Annotated in this window: 33 protein-coding genes and 1 pseudogene; 6 read left to right on the top strand and 28 right to left on the bottom strand. The window is 39.8% G+C overall.

Going from position 1 to position 24,189, the window contains the following annotated elements; all coding sequences use genetic code 11:
- The first annotated feature begins 13 nt into the window (after positions 1–13).
- The 4 genes from ACJ7Z2_RS07355 (at position 14) to ACJ7Z2_RS07340 (ending at position 1,148) form a co-directional block, all read left to right on the top strand.
- Positions 14–301, top strand: a complete 288-nt coding sequence (locus ACJ7Z2_RS07355) for a hypothetical protein (RefSeq protein ID WP_409499843.1) — start codon at positions 14–16, stop codon at positions 299–301.
- A gap of 136 nt (positions 302–437) precedes the next feature.
- Positions 438–617, top strand: a complete 180-nt coding sequence (locus ACJ7Z2_RS07350) for a hypothetical protein (RefSeq protein ID WP_409499842.1) — start codon at positions 438–440, stop codon at positions 615–617.
- Positions 610–897 (top strand): type II toxin-antitoxin system RelE/ParE family toxin, encoded by a 288-nt coding sequence (locus tag ACJ7Z2_RS07345; protein ID WP_409499841.1) that lies wholly within the window; start codon positions 610–612, stop codon positions 895–897. Before ACJ7Z2_RS07350 ends, ACJ7Z2_RS07345 begins: the two co-directional genes overlap by 8 nt.
- A gap of 20 nt (positions 898–917) precedes the next feature.
- The gene (locus ACJ7Z2_RS07340) at positions 918–1,148 is read left to right on the top strand and encodes a hypothetical protein (protein ID WP_142789595.1); all 231 of its coding nucleotides are present in this window, start codon (positions 918–920) and stop codon (positions 1,146–1,148) included.
- 42 nt (positions 1,149–1,190) lie between these two features.
- On the opposite strand, the gene ACJ7Z2_RS07335 is transcribed toward ACJ7Z2_RS07340, so the two are convergent.
- The 28 genes and pseudogenes from ACJ7Z2_RS07335 to ACJ7Z2_RS07200 form a co-directional block, all read right to left on the bottom strand.
- Complete coding sequence (locus ACJ7Z2_RS07335; protein WP_409499840.1) at positions 1,191–2,699, bottom strand: conjugal transfer protein TraG N-terminal domain-containing protein; 1,509 nt, start codon at positions 2,697–2,699, stop codon at positions 1,191–1,193.
- Between the two features lies 1 nt (position 2,700).
- A complete protein-coding gene (locus tag ACJ7Z2_RS07330) occupies positions 2,701–3,036 on the bottom strand; it encodes a hypothetical protein (protein ID WP_409499839.1) in 336 nt (111 codons plus the stop codon).
- Positions 3,020–3,454 (bottom strand): hypothetical protein, encoded by a 435-nt coding sequence (locus ACJ7Z2_RS07325; protein ID WP_409499838.1) that lies wholly within the window; start codon positions 3,452–3,454, stop codon positions 3,020–3,022. Before ACJ7Z2_RS07325 ends, ACJ7Z2_RS07330 begins: the two co-directional genes overlap by 17 nt.
- Before the next feature lie 25 nt (positions 3,455–3,479).
- The gene (locus ACJ7Z2_RS07320; protein ID WP_409499837.1) at positions 3,480–6,395 is read right to left on the bottom strand and encodes a conjugative transfer ATPase; all 2,916 of its coding nucleotides are present in this window, start codon (positions 6,393–6,395) and stop codon (positions 3,480–3,482) included.
- An 8-nt stretch (positions 6,396–6,403) separates the two neighbouring features.
- Positions 6,404–6,811, bottom strand: coding sequence for a TIGR03751 family conjugal transfer lipoprotein (locus ACJ7Z2_RS07315; RefSeq protein ID WP_409501121.1), 408 nt, complete (start codon positions 6,809–6,811; stop codon positions 6,404–6,406).
- A gap of 17 nt (positions 6,812–6,828) precedes the next feature.
- Positions 6,829–8,292: a TIGR03752 family integrating conjugative element protein gene (locus ACJ7Z2_RS07310; RefSeq protein ID WP_409499836.1), complete on the bottom strand. Its 1,464-nt coding sequence runs from the start codon at positions 8,290–8,292 to the stop codon at positions 6,829–6,831.
- A 9-nt stretch (positions 8,293–8,301) separates the two neighbouring features.
- Positions 8,302–9,189 carry a TIGR03749 family integrating conjugative element protein gene (locus tag ACJ7Z2_RS07305; protein WP_409499835.1) on the bottom strand — a complete coding sequence of 296 codons (888 nt, stop codon included), beginning with the start codon at positions 9,187–9,189 and terminating at the stop codon, positions 8,302–8,304.
- On the bottom strand, positions 9,189–9,860 hold the full coding sequence (locus tag ACJ7Z2_RS07300; protein WP_409499834.1) for a PFL_4703 family integrating conjugative element protein: 672 nt from the start codon (positions 9,858–9,860) through the stop codon (positions 9,189–9,191). Before ACJ7Z2_RS07300 ends, ACJ7Z2_RS07305 begins: the two co-directional genes overlap by 1 nt.
- Entirely contained in the window at positions 9,860–10,222 is a 363-nt protein-coding gene (locus ACJ7Z2_RS07295) for a TIGR03750 family conjugal transfer protein (protein WP_409499833.1), read from the bottom strand. The genes ACJ7Z2_RS07300 and ACJ7Z2_RS07295 overlap by 1 nt, the downstream gene beginning before the upstream one ends.
- Before the next feature lie 2 nt (positions 10,223–10,224).
- A complete protein-coding gene (locus tag ACJ7Z2_RS07290) occupies positions 10,225–10,638 on the bottom strand; it encodes a DUF2976 domain-containing protein (protein ID WP_409499832.1) in 414 nt (137 codons plus the stop codon).
- A gap of 8 nt (positions 10,639–10,646) precedes the next feature.
- Entirely contained in the window at positions 10,647–10,871 is a 225-nt protein-coding gene (locus tag ACJ7Z2_RS07285) for a DUF3262 family protein (protein WP_409499831.1), read from the bottom strand.
- The gene (locus ACJ7Z2_RS07280) at positions 10,868–11,179 is read right to left on the bottom strand and encodes an RAQPRD family integrative conjugative element protein (RefSeq protein ID WP_409499830.1); all 312 of its coding nucleotides are present in this window, start codon (positions 11,177–11,179) and stop codon (positions 10,868–10,870) included. The genes ACJ7Z2_RS07285 and ACJ7Z2_RS07280 overlap by 4 nt, the downstream gene beginning before the upstream one ends.
- Positions 11,180–11,355: 176 nt before the next feature.
- The gene (locus tag ACJ7Z2_RS07275; RefSeq protein WP_409499829.1) at positions 11,356–11,766 is read right to left on the bottom strand and encodes a hypothetical protein; all 411 of its coding nucleotides are present in this window, start codon (positions 11,764–11,766) and stop codon (positions 11,356–11,358) included.
- Between the two features lie 67 nt (positions 11,767–11,833).
- Positions 11,834–12,433, bottom strand: a complete 600-nt coding sequence (locus ACJ7Z2_RS07270) for a hypothetical protein (RefSeq protein WP_409499828.1) — start codon at positions 12,431–12,433, stop codon at positions 11,834–11,836.
- 52 nt (positions 12,434–12,485) lie between these two features.
- On the bottom strand, positions 12,486–13,175 hold the full coding sequence (locus tag ACJ7Z2_RS07265) for a TIGR03747 family integrating conjugative element membrane protein (RefSeq protein WP_409499827.1): 690 nt from the start codon (positions 13,173–13,175) through the stop codon (positions 12,486–12,488).
- On the bottom strand, positions 13,175–15,346 hold the full coding sequence (traD, locus tag ACJ7Z2_RS07260; protein WP_409499826.1) for a type IV conjugative transfer system coupling protein TraD: 2,172 nt from the start codon (positions 15,344–15,346) through the stop codon (positions 13,175–13,177). Before traD ends, ACJ7Z2_RS07265 begins: the two co-directional genes overlap by 1 nt.
- The gene (locus ACJ7Z2_RS07255) at positions 15,343–16,170 is read right to left on the bottom strand and encodes an integrating conjugative element protein (RefSeq protein WP_409499825.1); all 828 of its coding nucleotides are present in this window, start codon (positions 16,168–16,170) and stop codon (positions 15,343–15,345) included. Before ACJ7Z2_RS07255 ends, traD begins: the two co-directional genes overlap by 4 nt.
- A 13-nt stretch (positions 16,171–16,183) precedes the next feature.
- Positions 16,184–17,014, bottom strand: a complete 831-nt coding sequence (locus tag ACJ7Z2_RS07250; protein ID WP_409499824.1) for a lytic murein transglycosylase — start codon at positions 17,012–17,014, stop codon at positions 16,184–16,186.
- Entirely contained in the window at positions 16,993–17,760 is a 768-nt protein-coding gene (locus ACJ7Z2_RS07245) for a TIGR03759 family integrating conjugative element protein (protein WP_409499823.1), read from the bottom strand. The genes ACJ7Z2_RS07250 and ACJ7Z2_RS07245 overlap by 22 nt, the downstream gene beginning before the upstream one ends.
- Positions 17,761–18,053: 293 nt before the next feature.
- The gene (locus ACJ7Z2_RS07240; RefSeq protein WP_409499822.1) at positions 18,054–18,752 is read right to left on the bottom strand and encodes a hypothetical protein; all 699 of its coding nucleotides are present in this window, start codon (positions 18,750–18,752) and stop codon (positions 18,054–18,056) included.
- A gap of 323 nt (positions 18,753–19,075) precedes the next feature.
- Positions 19,076–19,312, bottom strand: coding sequence for a hypothetical protein (locus ACJ7Z2_RS07235; protein ID WP_409499821.1), 237 nt, complete (start codon positions 19,310–19,312; stop codon positions 19,076–19,078).
- Between the two features lie 106 nt (positions 19,313–19,418).
- A complete protein-coding gene (locus ACJ7Z2_RS07230) occupies positions 19,419–19,781 on the bottom strand; it encodes a hypothetical protein (protein ID WP_409499820.1) in 363 nt (120 codons plus the stop codon).
- Between the two features lies 1 nt (position 19,782).
- Positions 19,783–20,268 carry a RadC family protein gene (gene radC / locus ACJ7Z2_RS07225; RefSeq protein ID WP_409499819.1) on the bottom strand — a complete coding sequence of 162 codons (486 nt, stop codon included), beginning with the start codon at positions 20,266–20,268 and terminating at the stop codon, positions 19,783–19,785.
- 78 nt (positions 20,269–20,346) lie between these two features.
- A complete protein-coding gene (locus ACJ7Z2_RS07220) occupies positions 20,347–20,712 on the bottom strand; it encodes a hypothetical protein (protein ID WP_409499818.1) in 366 nt (121 codons plus the stop codon).
- Positions 20,713–20,809: 97 nt separating this feature from the next.
- The gene (locus ACJ7Z2_RS07215) at positions 20,810–21,217 is read right to left on the bottom strand and encodes a heme utilization protein (RefSeq protein WP_409499817.1); all 408 of its coding nucleotides are present in this window, start codon (positions 21,215–21,217) and stop codon (positions 20,810–20,812) included.
- Between the two features lie 23 nt (positions 21,218–21,240).
- Entirely contained in the window at positions 21,241–21,888 is a 648-nt protein-coding gene (locus ACJ7Z2_RS07210; RefSeq protein ID WP_409499816.1) for a DUF3560 domain-containing protein, read from the bottom strand.
- A gap of 276 nt (positions 21,889–22,164) precedes the next feature.
- Positions 22,165–22,572 (bottom strand): annotated as a pseudogene (locus tag ACJ7Z2_RS07205) (STY4534 family ICE replication protein); the annotation flags it as partial.
- A gap of 242 nt (positions 22,573–22,814) precedes the next feature.
- Positions 22,815–23,066, bottom strand: coding sequence for a hypothetical protein (locus ACJ7Z2_RS07200; RefSeq protein ID WP_409499815.1), 252 nt, complete (start codon positions 23,064–23,066; stop codon positions 22,815–22,817).
- A 418-nt stretch (positions 23,067–23,484) separates the two neighbouring features.
- Here ACJ7Z2_RS07200 and ACJ7Z2_RS07195 point away from each other — a divergent pair, with 418 nt between their 5' ends.
- Together ACJ7Z2_RS07195 and ACJ7Z2_RS07190 are read left to right on the top strand one after the other, a co-directional pair.
- Entirely contained in the window at positions 23,485–23,781 is a 297-nt protein-coding gene (locus ACJ7Z2_RS07195; RefSeq protein WP_409499814.1) for a type II toxin-antitoxin system RelB/DinJ family antitoxin, read from the top strand.
- Complete coding sequence (locus ACJ7Z2_RS07190) at positions 23,778–24,086, top strand: YafQ family addiction module toxin (protein WP_409501120.1); 309 nt, start codon at positions 23,778–23,780, stop codon at positions 24,084–24,086. The genes ACJ7Z2_RS07195 and ACJ7Z2_RS07190 overlap by 4 nt, the downstream gene beginning before the upstream one ends.
- Positions 24,087–24,189 lie beyond the last annotated feature (103 nt).

Here is a 24,189-nt window from a genome sequence, read left to right as displayed (position 1 = left end):
TAGTAGCATTTCGATGTCGCTTACAGCCAGCCCTCAATTAGGGATGATATGCCACGCTGATCCTGAATATGTAAAATACAACTACGCCGGACTTTGGGAAAAAGACAGCGATGGTACTTTTTTCTGCAATTACCAGCAATTTATGCCTGAAGTTGAAGCTAAAGAATCACTAAGGGAACAAGAACTAGAACTTGATGATGGATATAACGAAGAGGAATATAGCGAAGAAGAATATTCCGATGAAAATGATGCCGGCGATGAAAACGATAACTACGATGAAACTTATGACGATAATTTTTAATATTCCCAAACCACACTTCCAAAAACCCTGCTCTTGACACTCTATTGCTTTAAGCGTAAATTGTTCCAATATTTCGCATTTGGGAGAACATAATCCCTATGCCCGAAAGCCGTGTAATAAGTGAAAGGAGCATAAAATGCTATTTAAAGAAAAAGGCTACGATGAGTTCCTTGCTCAAAAAATTGCAAGAGGCAGAGCTGAATTAGAATCCGGAAAAGGTATTCCTCTTGAGCAAGCCAAATTGTTAGTTCAGTCAACTATTGAAGAAACTGCTCAAGAGTTAGCAGATTTTGAGCGTGCAGTAGCATATGTCTAAACCAGTAATTTTATCGCCCGAGGCGATTAATGATATAAGAACTTGTGTACGTCAAGTAATGATATATACAGGTTTTGAAAATAGTGGAATCAAGCTACAAGAAGATATTTTTTCTAAGATAGACTCTATTGGATTTATGCCTTCAGCGATTGGTAGAATCCGTGACGAAAAGACACGAGAAGCATTTATTAGGGGCTATCGAATTGTTTATGAAGAGCGAGAAGATCACATTTGGATTATTGCTATAATTCACTCAAGCAGGATCTACCCCAGAACTTAATTAAAAACAGGAGAACCACAATGTCTCTACTTAAAAAAGCACAAACGTTTATTTCTATTTTTAATGACGTGCGAACTAAAAATGAAGCTCAACGCCAGTCTTCAAACAATTTAAATGTTGCCTTGAAAAATGCTGCTGAAATGAGAGCTGAGATGAATGGGTTCTCCCTTAAGCCTCAAAAGCGTTCTACTTACTTTGCTGACCATTATGGTTGTGGTATTCATGCAGTAGAAACCTATGATAATGAATAAATAGCGGTAACTATGTCACCGCTATTTTTTATATTTTCCTAATTATCTAGCTACTTTATCTGTGGATTTTTGCGTAGATTGCTGAACATTCTTACTACCACCACTAATAGCACCATCAATGCCAGATCCAGCTTTAATACCAGCCCAACCTAAGAAGCCAATCCATAATGCCGGCATCACTAAATACATTGTGTTTAACACAAGATTGATCGTAAACCCTTCACCTGACTGCATAATGGAATCCAGCAAATCATCACCATATAACGCCGTGTAGATTGAGGTATCTAACCAATAAGCAATTTCCCAAATAAAGGATAGGAAAAATACGGAGAACCACCCAAACGTCATTGCCATCATTGCTTTTGCACTATAGCCACTAAAGACCATAACAAATGGCATACTGAGAGTTAACGCAAATAAAATCAAGGCTTGTATATAAGGTAATGATTGTTTTAATACATCGAATGCCGGACCAGTCAAAGCGTTTCCAAAAATCTTTGCTCCCGTTCCTACTACACCTTTATAGAGGTCTCCCACAGTTGAATCTACACCATCCACTTGCATCGTACGGAACGAATCATACCGCTTGCCTATTTTATTATCAGATTTTATATCCTGAAAAGCCAGCATACCTCGTAAAACTGCATCATCATAGTTTGAATTTCCTATTGTCGAATCTGCAGCAGCTTTAATTTTTTGCCACGTGCTTGGCTCAATTTGTCCTAATAATCTTGCCCGAAGTCCATTTGTACCGTCTTGCCACCAGACATTACAATAAGGAAAACCACCACCTAAACCACTTGGCAACGTAGCATCACGATTAGGATCCCAAGGGAAAAACGGATTCGGTGTTTTCGCTCGGATTTTTGGGTATAAATGCGGATTGTCCAGCAATATTCGAGAACCTATCCAAGCTAAATCTTGGGCAGAAGCATCATCTAAATTTCGGATTTGGCCAAAATTTTTCAAGTAAGTTCTCGCCGGAATAAAACACTCCTGAACAAAATCGCTGACTTCTTTACGCAAGAATTGGTCTTTAATTTGCGTATTCTGTACTTCAAATCGGATTTGCCGTAAATCAGGCTTACAAGGAATGCTGGCAATCGAACCGTGAGTTAAGCCTTTACTTACCGTGTAAGTTAAACTCCACCACAATGGTAATCGGGCCGTCTGTCCATTTAGCTCTGTTTTCAAATGACCTAATCCCGTTTGCTCCGGAGAGAGTACCGAAATTTTGCACTCTTTCATCCGTGGTGTATCAAACTTCAACGTGCTAAATGAGACATTAAATAGCGGCACACAACACATCAGCATAATAACCAAGCTGGCATAGAGTTTATTTTCCAGCCAAGCAGTTAAAAGGCTACCCTTATTCCCCTCATCATCACCTTGTTCACGCACTTTCATAAAGGCATTAATAATATGAGCAACAAAAGGAGCGGCAACCAGCCCGGTATCTATTAATAAATCCCAAATATTGTTGCCAATAATCCAACCAAATACGGTCAGGAAATATTCAAAATAACTATCAACGGTTAAATTTAAATCCACATTAACCTCCCAAAAGTCGGCTGAATATCACAACTTCAATACACACAGCCCCAATGACCGCTGCTCGCACCAGTCTTTTATATTGTTGATGATTTTCATCTGTACCGGTAACCGCCGGTATTTTGCTTAATTTCCATAAAAACCAACCGCTTACTGCATACATTCCCCATCGAATAACTAACCAAAGTAACCACGTGCGTTCAAGAAACCTTGGCACTTCACCGGCTTCTATACCATATTGCAATCCAAAATGCCCAATAACAAATACTAAGACCAAGACTGCAACTAGCGTAAACAGGAATTTTCCTATTCCGGCAAACTTACGTAGCCATACCATCGTCAACCCCTTGTAATTTAGATTTCAATAGTTCAATTAACCAATGCACATCAACATAATCTACCGCACTCATCGTTAAGAAACCGGGATTCCCATCAGAATGAGGAATATCGTTAAAGCCCGATAAGGAGACGGTTAAACAAAATGGTGTTAAATTACTTGCTTGATTTCGTTTGCCGTCAAAATAAACTTTAACATAGTTAGTATTTACTACTCGGTAATAACGCTGCGTAACATTCAGAACAAGACCGGTATAGCGTTCAATCAAAGCAGTGAGTCGAGCAACCTGTTCACGTTGATTATCTCTAAGCAACGCTTCCGGCGTTTTATCTGTATCGGTCGGATTCACGGTAAAAAAGGTCAATCTGCGTAATTCATTCGGTAAAGTCTTCTCTCTTTCACTGTTCTTTGTTCTCATCTCTATTCTCCTTAATTCAAGTGATTTAGTGCAAGATACCTCTTGCTCTATCAATGTTCTCTGCTACTTTCAGTGCTGCATCGAGTTCAGAAATATTATATTTCCGCATCAATTCCGCTCGTTCAGCTTTTTCTTCCGGCTCTGTCATTGCCAATGCAAGGTAAATACTCGGCGGAACGACACGGAATAACGCCTCCTGTTTGCTTGATAGCAACACCCCTTCAGTATATTTACGGTTCTCTTTCCGCACCGAGGTAATCAGCTGAATTTGAGCTTCAGTCAGTTGCTTAAAGCGAATAACTTCTTGCACCTCCGCTTTCTCAAGGCATAATAATTCCCAAAATTCCAGCATCGAAAGTAGTTTTGCTGCATCATTTGGAAAGTCTTTCAGATTTTGTGTCGCCAACCATAACCAAATACCTAATTTACGCCACATCTTCCCGGCTTTAATTAAGAAGCGGGCCAACATTGCATTTACTGTAATAATATGAGCTTCATCAGTAATATTAACGATAGGTCTGCCACTGAACTGATACTTTTCACCGAGTGAGTTGATGTGGTTAATCAAAGAGATATAAGCTATCGCTAACTGAGCCTCATACCCCTCACGAGCAAGTGTTGCCAAATCTACGATAGTAATATCCGCTTCTGGCCAAATTTCCCCTTCACGATTAAAGAGTTCTGCCTCAAACGATCCCTCTTCACAGAACATACCGATAGAATCACCCATCTCTTCCGCTCTTCGACGTTTCTCCGGCGAGAGTTCAGTATCATCACGCATTGAATAAAACGCATCACGAATATCCTGCGTGAGTGTCATTCTGCTATCTTTGTAAGTTTGTGTTGCGGCGATTAAAATGGCTTTACGAATCATCGCTTTATCCGGACGAGTCAAGCGATCATCCTCTTTCGCTTCACCACCGGTAACCATTAAACGTACAGTCAGCTCCATTTCGCCTAAAATGTCTCGCTGATCGTCCTCTTCAATATCGACTTCAGACTCTATATCAGGCTCTTGCTCCGCTTTTGCTGCCTCCCATTCAATATCGGCCTTAATTTTGGCTCTCATTTCCTCGGGACTTTCCCCTCGTTTGACCCGATCAATCTCTGCTTTCATTTCATCAGTCAGCAGTTGGTGACAATCAGCAAAAAGAGGCAAAGTCACGCCGGAACCTGGCTTTAATTGAATACGGTTTACCGTCAAACCGTGCCGTTCCAAGTATTCTGTCATTAAGCCAAAGGAATTACCGGCCTCAATCACAAATAGACGAGGCCGATGGATTGCCATTAATTGAGCAATTTTGCCATTGAGCGTAGCTGATTTCCCGGCACCTGTTGGTCCTAAAATTAAAGAGTGAGCAGCTTTAGAGCGATCATCTTTATTAAGTGGGTCAAAATCTAGCGGTGAGCCACCTCGGTTGAAGTAGGTGATCCCCGGATGACGAGTACCAATCGAACGACCAAATAAAGGTAATAAATTTGCAATATGCTGTACCCAGTTAAATTTGGTGTAGAGATTTTTCTTATCATCCATCGGATTAAAATTCATGGGTAACCAACGAAGATAACTACTCAAAGGAGCAATTTCTGTTCCCTCTTGTACAGGGATAAGTCCAGCAGATTGCAACATCGCACGCAGTTTACGGGTATTCCGTTTAAGGGTCTTATCATCGTCTGCCTTCAAGTAGAAAGCGAGAGATGAACGATATAGCTTGTGCTTTTCAGCTAAATAATCTTTAACTCGTGAAGTATCTCGGCGAGCTTGCTGCGATTCCGAGTTGTCTCCTACTGCGGATTTATAAATAGAGCTAAAGTGCTGCTCCAACAAATCCTGAGGGTAAACCACCATCGTCATGACCATTACCGTATTTTCCGGTAATAAATCAAATAGAGAATTAAATTTATCGCCTCGCTGTACTTCTCCAGTAAGTAGCCCAACTTGTGGTGCTCGGCGAATTGAATCTACCACGACCACATCGTGAGGCATATCATCAAAATACCAATATCCACCTTTGCTCTCAGGTGGTTTTACAAAGAGTGTTTCGGCAAAATCATTAGCCAAATACAGAGAATCTTTTCCTTGCTCTTTAATCGTGTAATGGCAGGTACGATAAAACATTTCCTGATCGTCAAATAAATCAGGTTTTGGATTAAACCAACGAAGCAACCATTCGTGGATCACTCTTCCATCTAAGCGTTTTACTCTTACGCCGGTCGCAAATAAGGCATTTTCCACGCTTTCACACGTCGTGGATAATTCCTCTACTGCTTGTTCAAAGGTCGTCATTCTTGGCACATAACGATAAATGACCATTCGAACACGCCGTTGCTGTCCTCGCCATTGAGTACCTGTCACTACGGTATCTTCAAATAAACCGCCTGGTTTAGATACATCACGCAAGTGCTTCCCCATAATAGAGAGCCACTTTTCTGTAAACTCTGTGCCTTGAGCATTCGGGCGTACATAATCACGTAGAACATCTTCATAATCCATTGCCATCTCATCATCTTGACAATAGAATTGTACTACCCAAGGATTTACATCAAGCTCTTGGAAGCTATCCTGTAACGCATCCGTTACTTGTGTTCTAAGTTCACCAAGATAATCAGCAGAACGACCCTCTGTTGGGATCATTGTTAATTCATATACAGCTCCGACGGACTTACCATCTTCGAGCAATAACATTTTTTGCTCATCTAAAAATTCAGTATAGGGCAACTTATCTACAAAAGATGAATTGGATTGATACTGTCTAAGATGTTCCGCACGAGTATAATTCCCCTGCCGACGAATAAATTGGATTTTATCCGGCGTTTCTTGGTCAGAAGCAACAGATTGAGCTACTGAAGCGGTTTCATCTACGGTTTCAGCCCCTAACACTGGTTCAACCCTTGCTTTTTCCGCTCTGCTAGGGCGTTTAAGAAGATTAAATAAATCCATTAATCCCCCTAGTAATCCGCAGTACGCTCACCCGGCTGAGCGTATTGTGTACGACTATAGAATGGAAATACTGTCGAATACCCGGGAATCGGTAACTGCTCTGCACTATCCGTCAAATGCGGAAACACATACATCGTCAAATCAGGGTTCGGTAAACGAGGGAACAGATTTGTTGCCTCATTATAGGAAGTGCGAGTGTACTGAGTCATCTCAGCGGAATGATTAAACGGACTATGGATAGGGCGAACAAATTGCAACGCATTGCGAGCTTCTTGAGTTCCTGATTGCACCCCTCCACTTTTTTCAGCCCAAATGTCGCTCATTGTGCTATCATCTGTCGGCAGTAATTCTTCTTGTGATGTTGAACAGCCGGTAAGTACTATCGCAAGCGGTGCAATTAACCAAATTTTTTGCAAATTCATCTCCAATCTCCTTAATCCATTCCACGTGTACTACGTTTATTGTTGTATTTCACTTTTCTCGCTCCGGTATCGTAGTCAATTTCTAAATCAGTGGTAATATGTACTGCAACTTCCTGACCGGGTGGTACATAAACGGCATCAAACATTTGCCCATAACGCTGACGATACCAGTTTTCCATTTCGGATAAGCCACCGCTTAACGCCTGACCTAACACATATTGCCCGGTATTTCCAGTCATCGCACTGGAAACAGCTCCTCCATCGACCACCGTCGTGACTTGACCTTGTGACAGGCTTTGGGCTGCGGCACTCGCCCCGGCAAGTAAGAATTGTGAGCTTAAATACTCTTTCGCATTGGTTTTGCGATCACCGGGAATACAAGGTACTCCAGCAGGATTAGAAAGCCAGCCGATTTTATTATTACTTGTCCCATTCACAGCTCTGCTCGCTCCACTCGCTCGCCCATTGGAAATACGACCGTCTGCAAACACAAAAGTAATGCTCGTTACCTCAGAATAAACACACGATAACGTCCAATCCCCTTTTGATGTACCCGATACAATCGCTCCCTCAACATCAGGTAAATCAATGCCATTGGCAATTAAATTTTCTCGCCCGATTAATACTTTAAACGGATACGGATCTGTCACAGCACCTTGAATAGGTACACGACCTAATAACGCCGTCAATGCAGTAGAACCCATTAACGTCGAATTTTCGGGAATCGTGTAATAAGGTGTACGCTTTGTTTCCTGTGTCTGAGTATTACCGGTCATATTTTCTGTCCCAGCATTATTATTTAATGCTGTCCCAGTATTTGAACTTTCCCCCTCTGCTTTAAAAGGGCTTGGGAAGGTGATCTTTGTTTTCCCGGAATAATTGCCTGTAACCGATTTACCTTGTTCATCGGTCAGCACCATATCGTTAGGATCGACCCAGCGAATACCATTGTTATCGACATTCCCTGTTTGTCCTGCTGATTCAGTTCCAAAGCCAGACGAAGCCCCTCCTACAGGGATTGCTTCCGCTTCTTTCTGCTGCTGATTCCCACCTTGAACTCGCCCTTTCAGTTCTTCGATTTGGCGATTGAATCCATCCCAAGCAGCAGCCAAACGGCTTTCTACACGACTTTCTACTTCACCCGCAATACGTGAATCCACTTCGGCTTCCCTTGCTTGTAAGCGTAATACCTCTTTCTCGAAGCGATCACCACGCTCATTTGCTTTACGAGCTTCTTCACGCGTGTCTTTTAATGCTCCTACCAGCGTTTTTAGTGTATCGTGAGGCGTATCTCCGGCAGTAATACCTAATGTATTCGCCTCCTCATCACTTAAGTCATACACTACATCGCTTTCATTCTTTTCAGGAGGAGCGTTATTCGCATTATTTTTAGCAACAAAAAATACGCCAGCGATAATGGCAACCATCACGATAGCGAGAATTTTTAATAGCCCATTGGATTTATTGACTGCCATTATCTCCTCCTATTTTTTGTTACGTTGAGCCGCTTTACTTGAGTTTTTGGTTTTAGCGGTTGATTTTTTTGCTTTATTGACCATTTGGCTGACCGGGATAAACGCATTTTCAGGTCTGCCTTCCGTCACCAAATAAACAACCGTGGTATCTTCAGGTGTTCCTTTTTCACCTAACCAGTTGTGTTGGAATGTGGCCGCATAGAAATAGCCCTGCAAATAGCGAGGATCTAACTGAATACGAATATTTTCTAAATTCTTAATCCGTACTGCCGTCACTACATATTTATCCAGTCCCCACGCTTCTAGCGGTGTCGCTTGAATTAAAAAATTTGGCATCAGATTACTGATATTTTTAGGTAGCTTGACTGCCACACGTTTTACCCCCTCTAAGGGTTCAATCGTACGTGGTGGAGCATAAAGTGATTGAGCTGCATAGCGAGTAAGAGCAGCTTGAGGAGGTAACGCACTTTCTCGCCGTTCAGGTAAACCATCTGATACTTCAGTTTGAGGTATGGTATGCGTATTATTGGTGACCGTTTCTGAATATAGCACTCGGACATTGTCTAATTTTCCTTTTGCATTGAGGGCTTTCATATCAATCAAAATTAGCTGATTACTTTCCATATCACGGAATTGAATACGACTTAAATCAAATGCCTCTTTTGCTTTAAAATACACAGCTCCACCGGTACTTTGCACTTCAATTTTGCCATCCATCTCAGTAGGTAAGCCAACACGCACGTTTTTATCAAAGAATACAATACGCTCTTGCCCCACGTGCAAATCAACTCGAAGTGGAATACGATTCCATTGCATCAATACTTCAGCATGAGCAGCAAAGGATGCAAACAGACCTAAAATGGATACAATAAGATGTTTTTTGAAAGATAAACGCATTATTTCTCTCCTTGTGTCGAGCTTTCCGCAGATTGCAATTCAATTCGTTGTGGCTGTGAGCGGTAGCAATTCAAACCTAACCCCCAAGGATTGCTACTGACATCGACATCCATTCTTACAACGTGTAATGGATAGCGAACAAGCACTCGTTTTAATTTTTCATCGACTTCCTTCCCCATCCATTCTTCATCGGTATAAAGATCGAGAGTGACGTTCCAGTCATTTTCACTATTTGCATGAACACGGTCGAGAGAATAGCCACGCCCTGGGATCTCATATACCGCACGAGATCGAGTACGTAGCTCGCCTAACAATGAACGGTTATCATAATCTCGTTTTAAATAGTTATAACACTGTGTAGTCAGATACGGACGTAATCGCTCAATGTTATCGAGATACTCTACCTCCCCATCTTTTAACCAACGGTTAAGTTGTTGAAAGGTATAAAGCGAAAAGGCATACACGGTACTTTCCGGCACTTCCCACCATTTTCGTAATGAACCTTGTTGTTGAAATTCCGGTGGGTGATAAACGGTGAGTTGCCTTGGTAAACTTTGCACAACATAGCCCAAATACCCCACAACTGCGATTAAAAAGACAATGATCCAACGTAACGACTGGATATGAAAACGCTCTGATTTCAGAGCGTTTAAATACTTGGAAAAAATCATTATTTAAGACTCCGTACAGAGCGTTTAATTGACCAAACTTGATCACGAGTAATAAATTTAGAAGGTGAAAGTTTAAATTCAATATAGCGGTCAAACCATGTATCAGGTTTATTACGTTTTAATCGAGAGATCACAAATCCCCCAATATTGCCACCGGCAAGTCCACCTAATAACGCAAATACCATTGAGACAGAGAATGAAACCTGAAACACGAATACAATCACAACCCCAATAACGAACCCAACAACGACACCTAACATAAAAGCGATAACCGCCTCAATAAGGGTCATTTGTTTAAATACGACAGGATTTCTATTGATCAATGTTGGAAGAAATTGAATGGTTTCATTCTGCCGACTCATCTTTACACTCCAAAGAGATCGAGAGCTTTAGTCACGAGGAAGTACACAAAAATAATGACTGCAACCCCGATTACCAATAAGCCAAGTAACTTTCCTAAAGAACCTTTACCTGTACGCAAATCAGAAAATTCGCCAATTAACGCACCTGCTACAACAAATAAAGCGTAACCGGCAAGTCCCATACCCACTAATAAAGCAATTGCACCAAGCAATTTCCAAAGTGTTTGATCGATTGGAGCATTCGTTGAATAATCACCAAATCCTTTCAAATGGCTACGATCAGGCTTACCGGAACCCCCACCCCCACTAATCGGGGTATTTGCGAGAGCGGTTGCCGGTAGTACTAAAGCCAAACAAGTGCTTGTAAAGACTTTGTTCGCTTTTTCTTTTAAATTTCTAAAAGACATCATTTTCATAAAAATCCTTAAATTAAGAAGACACTACATATAATCACAATAAAAACAGCACGAATAATGGTTCTTACAAACCCTTTCATATCGCCGCCTTTTTCAAGTTGTTTAAACTTCTGAATGGCAATATAAGCGATGACAAGAAGTAATATGCCGAAAAAGGACACAACGATGACATCACCTAAACTACTAGCCTCCATACCAGATGCGGCTTTAAAAGCATCAGTTGCACTACTCATCTTGCTCTTACCTTGTCATACTCTCCTGTCAAAGTTTTGACTTGGCGAGGATCTCTAGGTTGAGCCCGATTACCATTACTGTATTGCTTAATACCTCGAATAATCAGATCGATCTCTTGATGAGCTTTCACATAATCAAAATAGACTCGTTCTTGCACTCGAATATTCTGGGCTGCTTTATTTGCACGCTCTAATGCCACTTTCGCCGATTGCAGTTGGCGAATTGCCTGATCAAGCTCAGACTGCTCTGTCGCATTGGAAAATGTACTTACAAAGCATAATGAAAGGATAAAAAGTGACTTTCTCATCGATTTCTCCATGTTATTTTTATTGCTAGAGAAATAATGCCTAAACGAAAAAAGGAAAAACACAGAAAACTGTTTTTAAAAAACGGAGAGTTTTTATTTCGAAACCAAAGATAAAAAGCACTGAGTAATTAACATTACACAGTACTTTATTTATAAAAAGGTAATATGTTGTAAGATTATTTGAGAGGCTTGCGTAAATACGCTTTTACATTGATCAATTCAAAGGCAATATTGAATTTCATTTCATTAAAATCACGATTATCTCCATATTGCTCCTGTAATTTATCTAAGATAGCCAAGGTTTCTTTTGGCAAAATAAATCTTAAAATAGGCTCCGTACCGTAAATTTCTTGGTAGGTATAATGCAATTTAGGCGGATATGAAATTCGAGGGCTTGAACTTTGAATTGCAATGAGTGTGGCGACTGCATCAGATGATAATTTATGAGCATGCTCAAATCGTGCAAAATCCTGCCGATTAGGTGGATGATGCTGTGTGATTATTACTTTTTTTACAAACTTTACTAATTTATTACCATAATATTCATAAACCCACTTGTTATAGCATCTTCTTAATGAATCTAACATACCATCTCCAATATGTACTTTTGATAAAAATAGTCTGTCTGAAAAAAGTAGATATTGGAACTTAAAACTATTCAAACATCTTAGAGAAATAAGGGGCGACAACGTTAATTAAACTTGGTAAACTGAATAAAAAGCCAAAGAATGCCAGTATATATGAGCGTTTAGACATTTTTCTCTCTTGTTCTGCCTCAGTTTTCTCAATCGTTAACACCCTGTCTAATTCATCAATCAGCAAATCAATATCTTGGAGAGAATGATGTTCACCAACTGCTAGTTTTGCAAGGCTGCCTCTCGCAATCGGGGAACTAATCGTTTGTAGTTTTTCCCAACGAATATATTCCTCTTTTAATGCTTTCATAAGCAAAATATCAGTCTTATTTTCCTCTTCATCTACTCCGGACAATTCAGCAATCAATTCGCTCAGTATCAGCTCCGTGTTTTTTCGAGTAACGTATGGCAATAAACTCCGCTTTTCATTCAATGTGAATAGCGTTAAGTTGCCATTTTTTAGTACAATCTTCAGCCAGTCATACAGCTTTCGACTTTGATAATAACGGAGAACTTCAATCGTGCCAGCTACACCGATGGCAAAAACAAATGCGGCCAACATTGCAATAATCAACATGAGGAAAAAATTAGCAGAATTTAACTCGATAAAATCAAGCATAAATATAGGCTCCATATAATGGCATAATATAGAGCCTATCATATCACAGTCTCTACAAGTATTTTTTGAAATTACTTGCCGTCAATCTAATCATTAATCCAAACAACACTGCAGCCGGAATAAGAATTAAATTAGGGTGAATCGAGAATGGAATGGACAGATACAAAATCCAAGCAACCAACATAATCGGCGTGAGCGATTTTTTAGCATGATGATATTTAAATGCGGATTCTCGTCCAACACCAAATTTACGCAAATCCCTCTGCACTAATCCATCAACCAGTCCAACCAAACCTGCTAATAAAAATAATGGGCTAGTTAATATGATGATGAAAAGCCGGATAACAAACACAATGATGACATAAAACATTGCTTCAATATAAGCTCCTGCATAATCATAAAGTTCTCTACCCCAACCTGCACCGGGACTATCAAGCCAACCTTGGATACCTGTTTTTACCAGCAGCCATTCATATAAAAAACGAATAGATTCTTCGGCAAATGCAACCGGCTTATTATAAATAAGACTTTGCTGGAACTCGGATGAAAACCAGCCAAATTCTTCGTACATCACGGCTTTGCTATGCTCTGCTCCAGCCTCTGCCCAAACCCAGGTCATACAAACCCACTCAACAATAATGCTCAAAAATAAAGATAAGAGGAGTGTACCTATGACTGAGCTAATCAAACCAGGCTCTTTCTGTACAGGCACCTGCTGTGGTGCTGTTCGTTGCTCTGCCACTATGCAACCTCCTCAACATCATCCAACTTCGCTTTAACCGCATCAGGGAATTGAGCTTTGCCAATCTCTTCAAATGCTAAAACAGCATCATTGCTTGGCTGATAGTTATGTACGCCTTCCCACCAGCTTTCACTTGTTCGGTAATTTTCTCGCATCAGCGAGGCGAGCTGTTGTAAATCTTTTGGCATACAATCATCCTCATCCTCTTTTGGCAATGGCATCCGAATTTTCCAAAGTTGGCTTCCCTCAATAAGAGCGAATGCCTGCCCCTTAGGTAAATTCATAATTGCCGACATCGGTACAAGCGGCATTGATTTGGTGGTTACACGGTCGCCGGAACTGGAGCCGAAGTCTTTATCTGAATCAGGATCGTTATTATCCGTGGTACTAGATATAATCATCGTCTCGTAAATAGTGACATCTTGTTGTGTTTCCGTCAGCAACTTCGCTGTTGCCGGCTCTTTTACTCGCAACATCACTAGGCTATTAAAGTTACCGATAATCTGCCCTGCTTTTGAACCATCTTGGGTACGAGCTTGAATATCCGAAATTGTCTGCGTATAGGCTGTGACCTGAATACCGGCACCACCCCCTTTGTTAATCAGAGGAATAAATTCATCGCCGATTAATTCGTTAAATTCATCACAATGAAGATTAATTTTAACTGGTTTAGCTTTCTTACCATCTAGCGTTGGTAATCCATCATTCACACCAAATTTATAGATGTGACCTGCCATTGACACTAAATCAGCAAACATTGAATTTCCAACAGCAGAAGCCACCGTTAGATCGGATAACGCATCTAAGCCGATATAAACAATCCCACGCTTACGAATCACTTCTTCCCAATCAAAAATTGGTCGGGAATCGGTAATATCAGCGTAATCGGGTGACAGTAATTCAGCGACTTTTCCGGATGTGAGCTTCTCAAGTAATGGTAAAAGTGAAGCCACGATTTTGTCAAAATAGGTTTTATCATAACGAACTGCACTGCATAACCCATCTAATACTGGGTCAAAAATTTTCTCATCTCGAATATACTGATCGACAGCAACGACTTTTAAGTCTCTCCCCTTCATTGCAAACGAGAGATTTTTTTCATCAATATTTGCTGCAGCCAGCATAATCGCTTGCCATAACTGTGGATTTTGACGGTCGAAATAGTGTTTTGCATAATCCAAGAATAACGCATCAATACTCCGTACATAACGAGCAATTTGCTCATAATCCGGACGACGACCAAGCTCGACTAATGCTCTGGCAATGATATTAACAAATCGCCACGCAAACTCTTTAAATGCGGCTGAGTTTCCTGCTCCACTTAATTGTCCGGAGATACGGCTTGCAACCTCCGTAATTTTATTAAATCGTCCAACCGCATTGTAACGGGCAGATAATTCAGGCCAACCTAGATGGAAACAATAGAACTCTTTTTCACGACCGGCACGTTTAGCTTCTGCATACATACGTTTTAAAATATCAGCATCGCCTTTCGGGTCAAAGAAAATAACAACCTCCCTGTCATCAAAGGTTTTACCCCGGTGAATATCTTGGGTGACATAGAGTTCTGCCAAGCGAGTCTTGCCAACACGAGTTGTACCTAACACTAACTGGTGACCTACACGACTTGATGTTGGAATCGTCACATTGACTTCATCCAACTCTACACCGTGAATTTGAGGTAATCCTTCTACCGGGGGTAATGGGCGAAACGGATTCCAAGCAGTATCTTTTGATGTTAATTTTGCAATCCAGCTCTCTTCGTGATTTTTCTCATACTCTTTAACCCACTGAAACAACGGTGAAGGAGAAGTATATTTTTCATTACCGGCGAGAGAACAATCATATAACCTTTGCGTATGTTTCTGTGTCCAGCGAAAACCTTTGCCTAAAAATAAGTTTTTATTTAACACCGGTATTTCTTTACTGGTTAAGGCATAATAGGGTAAACGCTTTAAGTTTTTATGGTATCGGCTGATTCTTTTACCCTCTCGGAAACGCTGTACACCCAAATAAGCAAATCCTGCAGCCATTCCATATCCAACAGATGGTGTCATAGCCACAGCCCAAGGTGCATACGCACAAAGTGCAGCCGCACCACCTGAGACGACGGAGGTGTAATATTCCACCGGTGGACGTAAAAGCGATTCAACGTTATATTTATTACTCATTGTGAAATTCCCTCGGCACTAATGATGACAGGATAATGATGTAAGCCTAAACGGTCAGACAAAGTATCAGCAGGAGCCGGTAATAATTCCAATTCCGGAGCAATCAACCGCAATGACTTTAACTCATCTAAGGTCTGAACATTAATTACAAGCCCTATGGCATGAATAGAGGCTAACTTATCTTTATTTTGAGCAAGCCAACGGCGAGAAACATCGTCTGCTCCTAATAAAAACATCGGTGCTGCACCCGGTAAGTCCAATGCTCTAGGTTGCACGTTACCAACTGAAAATTTATGTGAAACAACTGGTAACATATTTTCTTCATTAAGTGTCGCAGGCACAGCATTGGGATGAGCGGGAGCATCGGACGTGTGTACTGGCTGAATAGGTTCATAGAAACGTACCGCACTTTCACCCCCTAAATCGGAAATAACTCTAAGCTCTGCATAGGAGGTTGAAATTAAAGACACACCAAGGCATCCCAATCCTAACAAAAAAAGAACTCGCCCAAATCGTTCTCTGTTAAATTGAACAACGACCTGAAAAGCAAATACAAAAAAGCCCCCTAGTAATAAAGTCCACTCTTCTATACCTCGTAAAAGCTGTTGTCGCTCTTCTCCTATGTTATTTAACATATTCAGTGTTTCTTCAAGCCGCCCCTCACTCAATAACACCATCCAAATCACGCCATAAATAGCAACAGAAAGCACAAGCCAACTGAAAATCAGCTTAGCACTCCATAAAATTAACTGAACAAACCTTTCTCGCTTTACGGCTTTATTCCAAAATTTTTGCTGTTTATCTAATTTTTCTTGATATTCCATACATGACTCCCGGTTATTTAGGCGAAATCCACACTGTATTGCCTGAGCTTGGTTCAATCCAATTAACCCTACTAGACGAATGCCCCTGCTTCTGCATAGCCAATTCATCATTAGGCTCGATATAACGAACTTTTGCAGGAAGCACTAAACGAATATTCTTTTTAGGCTTTGTTTCAGATACTATCGCTCCATTTGATACAGACTCAGCTAAGCGATTCGGCGGTAATTGGAAATTTGCAACATATTTATGCTCGGTGTAACGACCTTTCTGGTAGGAAATAAACTCGTTGACGGTCATCCAAGGTTTCATCCCATTCTTACGCATATTCTCAATGTCTTTACGAGTAGATTGCCCTAATAATGCTCTATGGAAACCATCTAAGCCAATATTGTGAGCCATATAGAGATTTTCATCATTGACTGGGATATTACGCTCAGAGAATTGCTCAATATGCCAACGTGCCAATAATGCGGTTGCCAATGTATTGATGTATTTATTGTGACGAGGGTCAAAACTGGTTCCACGATTATTTCTCGTTACCGGTCTCATCCCAATCTCTCTTCCTCGATAGGTATCTGCTAGCCAATTCCAAGTACCCACAGTAAATTGACCAACACCAGTTGCTCCGGTTGGCGAAATATTGCCTGTCCAACCGTTTTCAAATTTAACAAGCCCACGCAGCATGCCTTCACTTACTTGATACTGGTTAGCTGCAAGGTGAATATAGCCATCAACTTCCTTGCCAAATCCAAAAAATGGTTCTGCCTTAGAAGCGATACTTCCAGTTAAAAAAATAACGGATAAGCTATATTTAACTGTATTTAATAACCTATTCTTTTCCACTCTGTTCCACCCATAATGCGATACGCTACCGGAATCTTACCGTTCGTATTTTTTAACCACAGCCCTCTGTCGTGATTAAGCGTGATTTGGCGAGAGCGTACCTTTTCCACATCTATGTTATTGTCCATAGCCCATTTACGGATTTTCTCGTCAGACTGCTCGCTATCCACAAGATAAATATCAACTGGATTGCTACCAGCATACGCAAAGAGTTTTTTCAGGTCGGTTATACATTTTTCGCCACAGTCACTACGTGTGAAATAGATAATTCGACTACTGGATGTCGGAACATCATTTGGCGAGCCTTGCTCATCAACTTGAAAAGGTAAAATATTCGGATAGAGACGTTTAAACGCAGCATCGTAGGCAAGCTGAAAAGTAAGGATTTTTTCATTACGCTCAAATTCTTTACGAGCCAACAGCTCAGCATAGCGATTACGTTCACTCTCCGAGCGAGCTTCAATGCCTAACATAGTGAGAGGGTCAAGATTAGGACTCCAAACGCCTTGAGGACCTTTTTTTAATTCCTCATAACGAGTCCAATCCTGTTCGGTTAACCCCCATTCTGACCAACGGTTTTCGGTTAAGCGAGATTGATTAGATTGTTGTTCCGCCGACTTTTGCAGGATTTGAGATTGAGATAGGGTTGCTTGAATTTGGGTATTTTGTGTGGCCTGATTCGCCCACGCTGCTGCAGACATACAAAATAGCAATACAAATGATGATTTGATAGGTTTGAATGACATAGTTATCCCAATAAGAAAATACATTGAAATAACTATGCCAAAGCAAATGAGGAAAAATAATAAAGAAGTCTAAATCTATTTTAGAGAGTTTTATGCCATTCATTCCGGCATTCTAGGTAAGGCTTGCCAAAATCGAACAGACTCTCTTGGTTCTAAAAAAGCCAACGTTGTTCAGCAACATCAAACTCATTCAATTCATACTGAAAATAATTGCCTGTGTGCATTCCAACTAACGTGAGATACAAACCACTTTTCTTAGGCTATTGTTCTTTACTTGAAATTCATTTAGCCATTTATTCCCCTCCCTCTGAGACGACTAAATCAGCAGCCACCACCGTTTTAGGTGTCGCTTTAGTCGGGACATCCCCCACTCTAGGCACATAACAAATTTGACGTAGTGCATCATTGACTGTTAATTCGTATGCTTCACCGGCCAACATTTGCAACGCATCACGCAACCGAACAGGACCAAATTTATAATGCACTTTTGGTAGCTGTAATCGGAACAATGCCGAGACAGCCTGATTAATTGGTGAACATAGCGTATAACCTGTGCCACTTAATGTATTCCACATGCCACTTTCAACGCTTAAACCACTTCCTTTCATATTGATGGTAACCATTTGTTCTAACAGATACTTCTGCCCATCTTGTGGCTCACTATCTACTAATAAATAGCGGTCATAACGCACAACTTCAGGGTGAGTTTCTATAGCAGCCGTATAGATGTCATCTTTCACCACTCGATGCTGAATAAGCGGTTTTACTTCTGCTGTATTAGCAGAAGCAATGGGAGAGTTCATATTATTTTCAACCTGATTACCAACAGGAACCCAGCCTGTTTCAGATTCTTGGTTAGTAGATGGCAACTCTGCCTCAGCCTTTGGTGTCCTATGTTCCCAATTTTTTTCGCTCTCAGTCGATTTATGTTGATGAGTGCAAGCAGCCAATAATAAAGAGAGAAGTGCAAACATGCTGAATTTTCTAATCATTTTAAACTCCTACAAGTGAAAATAAACATTCAGCATTTTTATGAGTTTAGGTTATGAAATCTATATTTATTCGAAATTCAATTTTTTAGCATTTTCTCTCTGCGACTAATTTTCATCGCCGTTATACGATTATCCTAGTACTATCAATATAAAAACCCCATTACAGACTGGCTGCAATGGGGTTGATGAAATGACTCTCGATGTCAATTATCAGGTTTTATCACTTTTCAGCGTATGAACCATCTTTAATCATTTTGTCCAGTTTTACATTAAGGTAAAGCAATCCAATGATTGTTACGACAAGCATAATAGAAGCAAACATATTACTCTCCTTTTTTTACATTACAAGAAACTAAACGAAATTTCCTAGCAGCTAGACCTAATATATAAGTAATAAAAAGCAAAGCGATAACATAAAAAACACGTTGAGTTATACCGTAATCTCCTGTAAAACAGGTCACAAGTGAACCTGAAACAGATACTTTTGCCAAATCATAACAAAACTTTGACCAATCCTCAAAGTCTTCTTTCGAATAAGGACGTTTAAATAAGTTAAACACAATATACTCCATTCAATTAAAAAGAACAGGGATACACTATGCCCCCAATGGGGATACAGTGTATCCCCAAGGGAAATATCGTATTGCTACGACATATTATTAAAAACTACCACCACGAGTCGTAGTAAACCGTGTTGCCTTTGGCAAGTTCAGCACGGGCTTTTTTCACGATATTAAGATCTCGAACTCGCTCAACTTCAATATCTTCCGGATATTCGTAGTCATACTCAAAACTTTCTTGAATAGCTTCTTCCAAACAATCCAAATCAACTTCATCAAGCACGAGCCTATTGCAGTTAAACTCACCTAGACCTCCTCGATCAAAATATATATCAGCCAAAAATTGATGAATATCCCAATTTTTACGCCAATAAGCGATTTCAGCTGGTGATTCATCCTCACACAGAATAAAGTCCACTTCATTATCCACTTTTCGTGGTAAGCTAAATAGCCACGCATCTAACCCCATATTATGCCTCCATCTCAAAAGAATCACGCATTGAGTGGTAATCAGTAGCAGATACAATCAAATGATCTAACAACTGAATATCTACAAGCTGACAAGCACTTAGGATTTTCTTCGTGATATTAATATCTGCTTGACTTGGTATCAAAGTACCAGATGGATGATTATGAGAAATAATGATAGCAGCCGCATTGCAAAGTAATGCCTCTTTTACAATTTCCCTGGAATGAATAGTGGTACAATTAATCGTCCCCATAAACATTACTTTGCCTTTAATCAACCTGTTCTGATTGTCCAAAAACATTGTGGCAAATACCTCTTTTTCCTCAAATCCAATTAAGGTTCTTAAATAGTCAAAAACTTGGATAGGCATAGAAAAAGGTGTGCTTGATAGATATTGAACACCAGCCTCCTCCATTACAGATGAAATTAGGCGGTTTGCTTTAGTCAATTTTGCTTTTTGAGCAGATGTTAAATTGATATTACACATAACGGTATTCCTTAAAAAAGATTGGGAATACCGCCCACTAGGGAGGTATCCCCGTGGGAAGTAAAGTAGAAATAAAAATCAGGCAGCCAAGTTTCCAATCATTAAAATTTCTTCACGCACTTCATCTAACATCTCATTCCAATCATCTATATCGCAGATTCTTTGGCTATTAATGTAGAAATGCGTGTCTATTCCATTGATATAGTAACTAAATTCGACTAAACCCGAATCTTGCTCAATATCCAGCTCAATACAGAATCGAGCAATCAACTTAAGGATGACACGCTCCTGGTATAAGTTGCCAAAATGAGGTATAGTTTCAAATTCTTTAGCGTAATGCCAAAAATCTTCAACTGAAAGACTATCGTCGTACTCTTCCAGTATATCCTCCCAATTACCTAAATTGCACGAGGTGTCATCAAGGTCAAAAAAGGTGTCTATCATTATGTTTCTCCAAATTCAAAATAAAAATGGGAAACAATCTGCCCACCTTGGGAAAATTGCTTCCCAATAGGGTGGTAAATAATAAAATGAGTAAATATCAGCGATAAATATCACCGGAGACGGTTTCCACCGAACCAGTAATAGCACTGCAACGAACATCGCCACTCACGGTTTTCACATAAGAGGCAACATTTCCCTTAATAGAGACATCACCGCTAACTGTGTCAACACTGCCAGCATCTCCTGTAATAGAGACATCTGCGGCACCGGCACTCAGTTTCTGCACATTGCCAAACACCTCAATTTTGAGGACTGGCTCAGAACCTAATTCAATCGACTGTCCATTCACCAATAATTGATTACCATTGGACGAGACTGAAATACTTCCTTTGTTTATGCCTACGACCGTTTGAATATTGCAGCCAAAAAATTCAATGCTTTGAATATCTTCGCCCTGTGAATCAAACACCTGTTTACCGTTAATGTAGATACCTTGTCGATTCATATAGTCATCTCCTTTGTAAATGATTATGCCCAAAGTAATTCAGCTAACTTTACTTTTTTCTCAAGTTCATTAACTGCTTTTTTAGCATAAGTAAGTGAATAACTATGCCCTCGTTTCTCAGGATTATCCTTCAATTCTTTGTGCTTTGTTTTGGCTTTATCCAATTCAAACTTAAAGTATTCCAGACTTTCCGGCATAGACAGGTCAATTTTTCCTGCCATTTTTTCCCAATATGCGATACGAGATTCATAACTTGCAGCTTTGTTCATTTCTGCAACCGCATTGTCCATACGGCGAGCATTACGTTCAATAAGGTTACGGTGGCGTTTTTCACTATGATGCCCAATTTTTATTGGCTCACCTAGTCTCAAAAACTCCAGCCCCTCATTAGCTGCATTTGTCCAGCTTTGGCTGCGTTTGGTTGCATTATCCGCATAACCTTGATAACGGTCTGCCTTCTGCTGAGCAAATGACTGGCTATCCATTCCGTCACAACGGGTAAAGGAATAAAAGTAATACTCGCTATCTTGTTTAACAAGATTATGTACTTGAACCTCGGTTTCATTACCATATTTGCTCGTTAGTGTGATAATTTCACCTTTTGTATGTGGTTCTGGGCATTTTGCAACAAAAACGGTAGGTGCAAATTTTGCATAAGTGTTAATAGTCATAGTGTTTCTCCTAAACTTGTAAAAGACAGGGAAACACACCTTAGGGAGTGTTTCCCCAAGGGAATAAATTAAATGAAAGCCCAACATTTGTTGGGCTTAAGGTGATTAGAAAGAATCTTTTGGATATTGAGCTGAAGCATTTTGAGATTGCTTACGGCTAACCCGAAAAGACGGCTGTCTTTTTTGATGTTGTACAGGTTCTTCATCAAATTCAGCAGCAACCTCCGGCTCAGATGGAATCTGCGGAGTAGATACTGGAACTGAAGTTGAGTACTGCTCTTTAGGTTCTTCCTGATACACTTTCTTGCCATCAATCGAGATAGATTTGATTCGAATCAGGCGAGCCTTAAGCATTACACCGGTATCACCTTTTTGATGATATTGACTGTCTTTATCATAAGTGAAAATTTCAGTCCATAAATCACCAAATGTAAACGCAATCAAAATTTTTTTTCTAGCATCTACGGCTTGTTGGCACTTACGGATAAGAAGCTCATTCTCTGAACCTACTACATTTACATTGAAGTGTCGGTAATTAGGTTTAGAAGAATCGCCAGTTAACGCAGCAATGTTACAACTAAGATAAGTGTTTCCTTTGTTAGGAACCTCACGGATATTATTTAAGTATCCGATACCGTTAGTATGTAAATTAAAGAAATTTTGAGTTTGAGTAGATTTAGACATAGTAATGTTCCTCTAAAAAGTAAAAAATTAAAGGGATACACTATGCCCATTCGGGGAATAATGTACCCCGTTGGGTTGAAGTGAGACACAAACATTTTGTGCCAATATATTGAATTGAAAAAATGGTTAAAACTAATTTTTAGCTTTTCGTTCCATTTCTTCGTTGTAGAGATTCTGAGCAAATCTTAGAATTGCGATAGAACCAGCTAATAAAACCAAAATAAAAAATACATTTAGCATTTTTATTTCTCCTTACGTTCAACAATCAACTGACGAAAATGAATAGATGATAGCATTAGTATAACAAATGCACCCAACAATCCAATAAAAGAAAAAATCTTAAAGAAGATTCCAAATTCATCAGCAAAGAACATCGAACCAAAAATACCGAGAATAGCTGTTTTAGCTAAATCATCGCACATCTTTGCCCAAGATTCTAAAATTGAAATATCTACAGGGCGTTTAATAAAACGTCTGAGACTAAATTTTTCCATAAGAGTTTCTCCAAATGAAAAAAGTGGAGAAACATCTATCCCAACGGGGTAAATGATCCCCACTGGGTAAAAAAACGAATTTTGCAAAATCCATTCCAAACTCAAGCGAGTTTGCAGCTGATTGCAGAATGGAGTCAGCTTTAAAAGGCAGTTCTTTATTTACATTGGCGAACCGACCAACAAAGGGAATGAACTAAATTCACCGCAGTGAATCCGTAGCTCAATTCAGACGCATCTGAATGCAGTTCCAAGCTACCTACTTTGTATCCGCAGATACAGAAGTATGTTTTGGATTATAAGTAAAGTTATCTATTTAGCAAGTAAAAAATTAGAAACGTATTTTGGAGAGATTGTAGCTTTTTTAACTCATTTTTATTAGAATAGTCTTTCAATGTCATACTAAAGGGAGAAATTATTTATGGCGATTACGGATGCTTCAATCAGTTTCAGAACAGTTGAACGCACAAAAGCAGAAGCCTATCAAGTCATTGAACAATATGGGTTAACTCCATCTCAAGTGTTTAATATGTTCTTAAACCAAATTGCAAAGACACGTTCTATTCCGGTAGATTTAAACTATCTTCGCCCGAATAAAGACACATTATCGGCAATTGATGAACTGGATAATGGTTCAGCTGCCAGTTTTTTTATCGAAGCCGGTGAAAATTATTCTACTGAAGAGTTCACAAAACGAATTCTTAATGGTGGACAATAATGGAAAGCAAACCATTAAAAGTGAGTTATTCTAAGCAGTTTGTGAGAGATTTAACTGATTTGGCTAAACGACACCCTAATGTACTGATTGGCACAAAATACATTACTGCTATTCACTGCCTTCTCAATCGTTTACTTTTACCGGAAAGCTATCAAGATCATGCTTTATCCGGTGAATGGAAAGGTTATCGTGACTGCCATATCCAAGGGGATTTAGTGCTGATATATCAATATGTTATTCACGATGAATTTGATGAACTCAAATTCGCTCGCTTAAACACACACTCACAAACAGCATTAAAATAAGAAAATGCCCAATTCATCACTGAACTGGGCATTGTTGTCCCAAAGGACAAAGGAGTATAAGACTGATTATAACTAAGATTACATCAAATTTATAACCTGACAA

Source organism: Mannheimia glucosida, from assembly GCF_046267875.1.
Taxonomy (GTDB): domain Bacteria; phylum Pseudomonadota; class Gammaproteobacteria; order Enterobacterales; family Pasteurellaceae; genus Mannheimia; species Mannheimia glucosida.
This window is presented reverse-complemented; position numbering and strand designations above follow the sequence as displayed.

Excerpts from the sequence above, each read along its gene's own strand:
- ACJ7Z2_RS07280 (WP_409499830.1), bottom strand. The coding sequence starts at position 11,179 with ATGAGAAAGTCACTTTTTATCCTTTCATTATGCTTTGTAAGTACATTT.
- traD (WP_409499826.1), bottom strand. The coding sequence starts at position 15,346 with ATGAGTAATAAATATAACGTTGAATCGCTTTTACGTCCACCGGTGGAA.
- ACJ7Z2_RS07295 (WP_409499833.1), bottom strand. The coding sequence starts at position 10,222 with ATGAGTCGGCAGAATGAAACCATTCAATTTCTTCCAACATTGATCAAT.
- ACJ7Z2_RS07195 (WP_409499814.1), top strand. The coding sequence starts at position 23,485 with ATGGCGATTACGGATGCTTCAATCAGTTTCAGAACAGTTGAACGCACA.
- ACJ7Z2_RS07275 (WP_409499829.1), bottom strand. The coding sequence starts at position 11,766 with ATGTTAGATTCATTAAGAAGATGCTATAACAAGTGGGTTTATGAATAT.
- ACJ7Z2_RS07355 (WP_409499843.1), top strand. The coding sequence starts at position 14 with ATGTCGCTTACAGCCAGCCCTCAATTAGGGATGATATGCCACGCTGAT.
- ACJ7Z2_RS07230 (WP_409499820.1), bottom strand. The coding sequence starts at position 19,781 with ATGGGGTTAGATGCGTGGCTATTTAGCTTACCACGAAAAGTGGATAAT.
- ACJ7Z2_RS07285 (WP_409499831.1), bottom strand. The coding sequence starts at position 10,871 with ATGAGTAGTGCAACTGATGCTTTTAAAGCCGCATCTGGTATGGAGGCT.
- ACJ7Z2_RS07320 (WP_409499837.1), bottom strand. The coding sequence starts at position 6,395 with ATGGATTTATTTAATCTTCTTAAACGCCCTAGCAGAGCGGAAAAAGCA.
- ACJ7Z2_RS07270 (WP_409499828.1), bottom strand. The coding sequence starts at position 12,433 with ATGCTTGATTTTATCGAGTTAAATTCTGCTAATTTTTTCCTCATGTTG.
- ACJ7Z2_RS07200 (WP_409499815.1), bottom strand. The coding sequence starts at position 23,066 with ATGGAAAAATTTAGTCTCAGACGTTTTATTAAACGCCCTGTAGATATT.
- ACJ7Z2_RS07290 (WP_409499832.1), bottom strand. The coding sequence starts at position 10,638 with ATGAAAATGATGTCTTTTAGAAATTTAAAAGAAAAAGCGAACAAAGTC.
- ACJ7Z2_RS07330 (WP_409499839.1), bottom strand. The coding sequence starts at position 3,036 with ATGGTATGGCTACGTAAGTTTGCCGGAATAGGAAAATTCCTGTTTACG.
- ACJ7Z2_RS07300 (WP_409499834.1), bottom strand. The coding sequence starts at position 9,860 with ATGATTTTTTCCAAGTATTTAAACGCTCTGAAATCAGAGCGTTTTCAT.
- ACJ7Z2_RS07215 (WP_409499817.1), bottom strand. The coding sequence starts at position 21,217 with ATGAATCGACAAGGTATCTACATTAACGGTAAACAGGTGTTTGATTCA.
- ACJ7Z2_RS07210 (WP_409499816.1), bottom strand. The coding sequence starts at position 21,888 with ATGACTATTAACACTTATGCAAAATTTGCACCTACCGTTTTTGTTGCA.
- radC (WP_409499819.1), bottom strand. The coding sequence starts at position 20,268 with ATGTGTAATATCAATTTAACATCTGCTCAAAAAGCAAAATTGACTAAA.
- ACJ7Z2_RS07255 (WP_409499825.1), bottom strand. The coding sequence starts at position 16,170 with ATGGAATATCAAGAAAAATTAGATAAACAGCAAAAATTTTGGAATAAA.
- ACJ7Z2_RS07325 (WP_409499838.1), bottom strand. The coding sequence starts at position 3,454 with ATGAGAACAAAGAACAGTGAAAGAGAGAAGACTTTACCGAATGAATTA.
- ACJ7Z2_RS07220 (WP_409499818.1), bottom strand. The coding sequence starts at position 20,712 with ATGATAGACACCTTTTTTGACCTTGATGACACCTCGTGCAATTTAGGT.
- ACJ7Z2_RS07340 (WP_142789595.1), top strand. The coding sequence starts at position 918 with ATGTCTCTACTTAAAAAAGCACAAACGTTTATTTCTATTTTTAATGAC.
- ACJ7Z2_RS07345 (WP_409499841.1), top strand. The coding sequence starts at position 610 with ATGTCTAAACCAGTAATTTTATCGCCCGAGGCGATTAATGATATAAGA.
- ACJ7Z2_RS07240 (WP_409499822.1), bottom strand. The coding sequence starts at position 18,752 with ATGATTAGAAAATTCAGCATGTTTGCACTTCTCTCTTTATTATTGGCT.
- ACJ7Z2_RS07310 (WP_409499836.1), bottom strand. The coding sequence starts at position 8,292 with ATGGCAGTCAATAAATCCAATGGGCTATTAAAAATTCTCGCTATCGTG.
- ACJ7Z2_RS07350 (WP_409499842.1), top strand. The coding sequence starts at position 438 with ATGCTATTTAAAGAAAAAGGCTACGATGAGTTCCTTGCTCAAAAAATT.
- ACJ7Z2_RS07305 (WP_409499835.1), bottom strand. The coding sequence starts at position 9,189 with ATGCGTTTATCTTTCAAAAAACATCTTATTGTATCCATTTTAGGTCTG.
- ACJ7Z2_RS07245 (WP_409499823.1), bottom strand. The coding sequence starts at position 17,760 with ATGTCATTCAAACCTATCAAATCATCATTTGTATTGCTATTTTGTATG.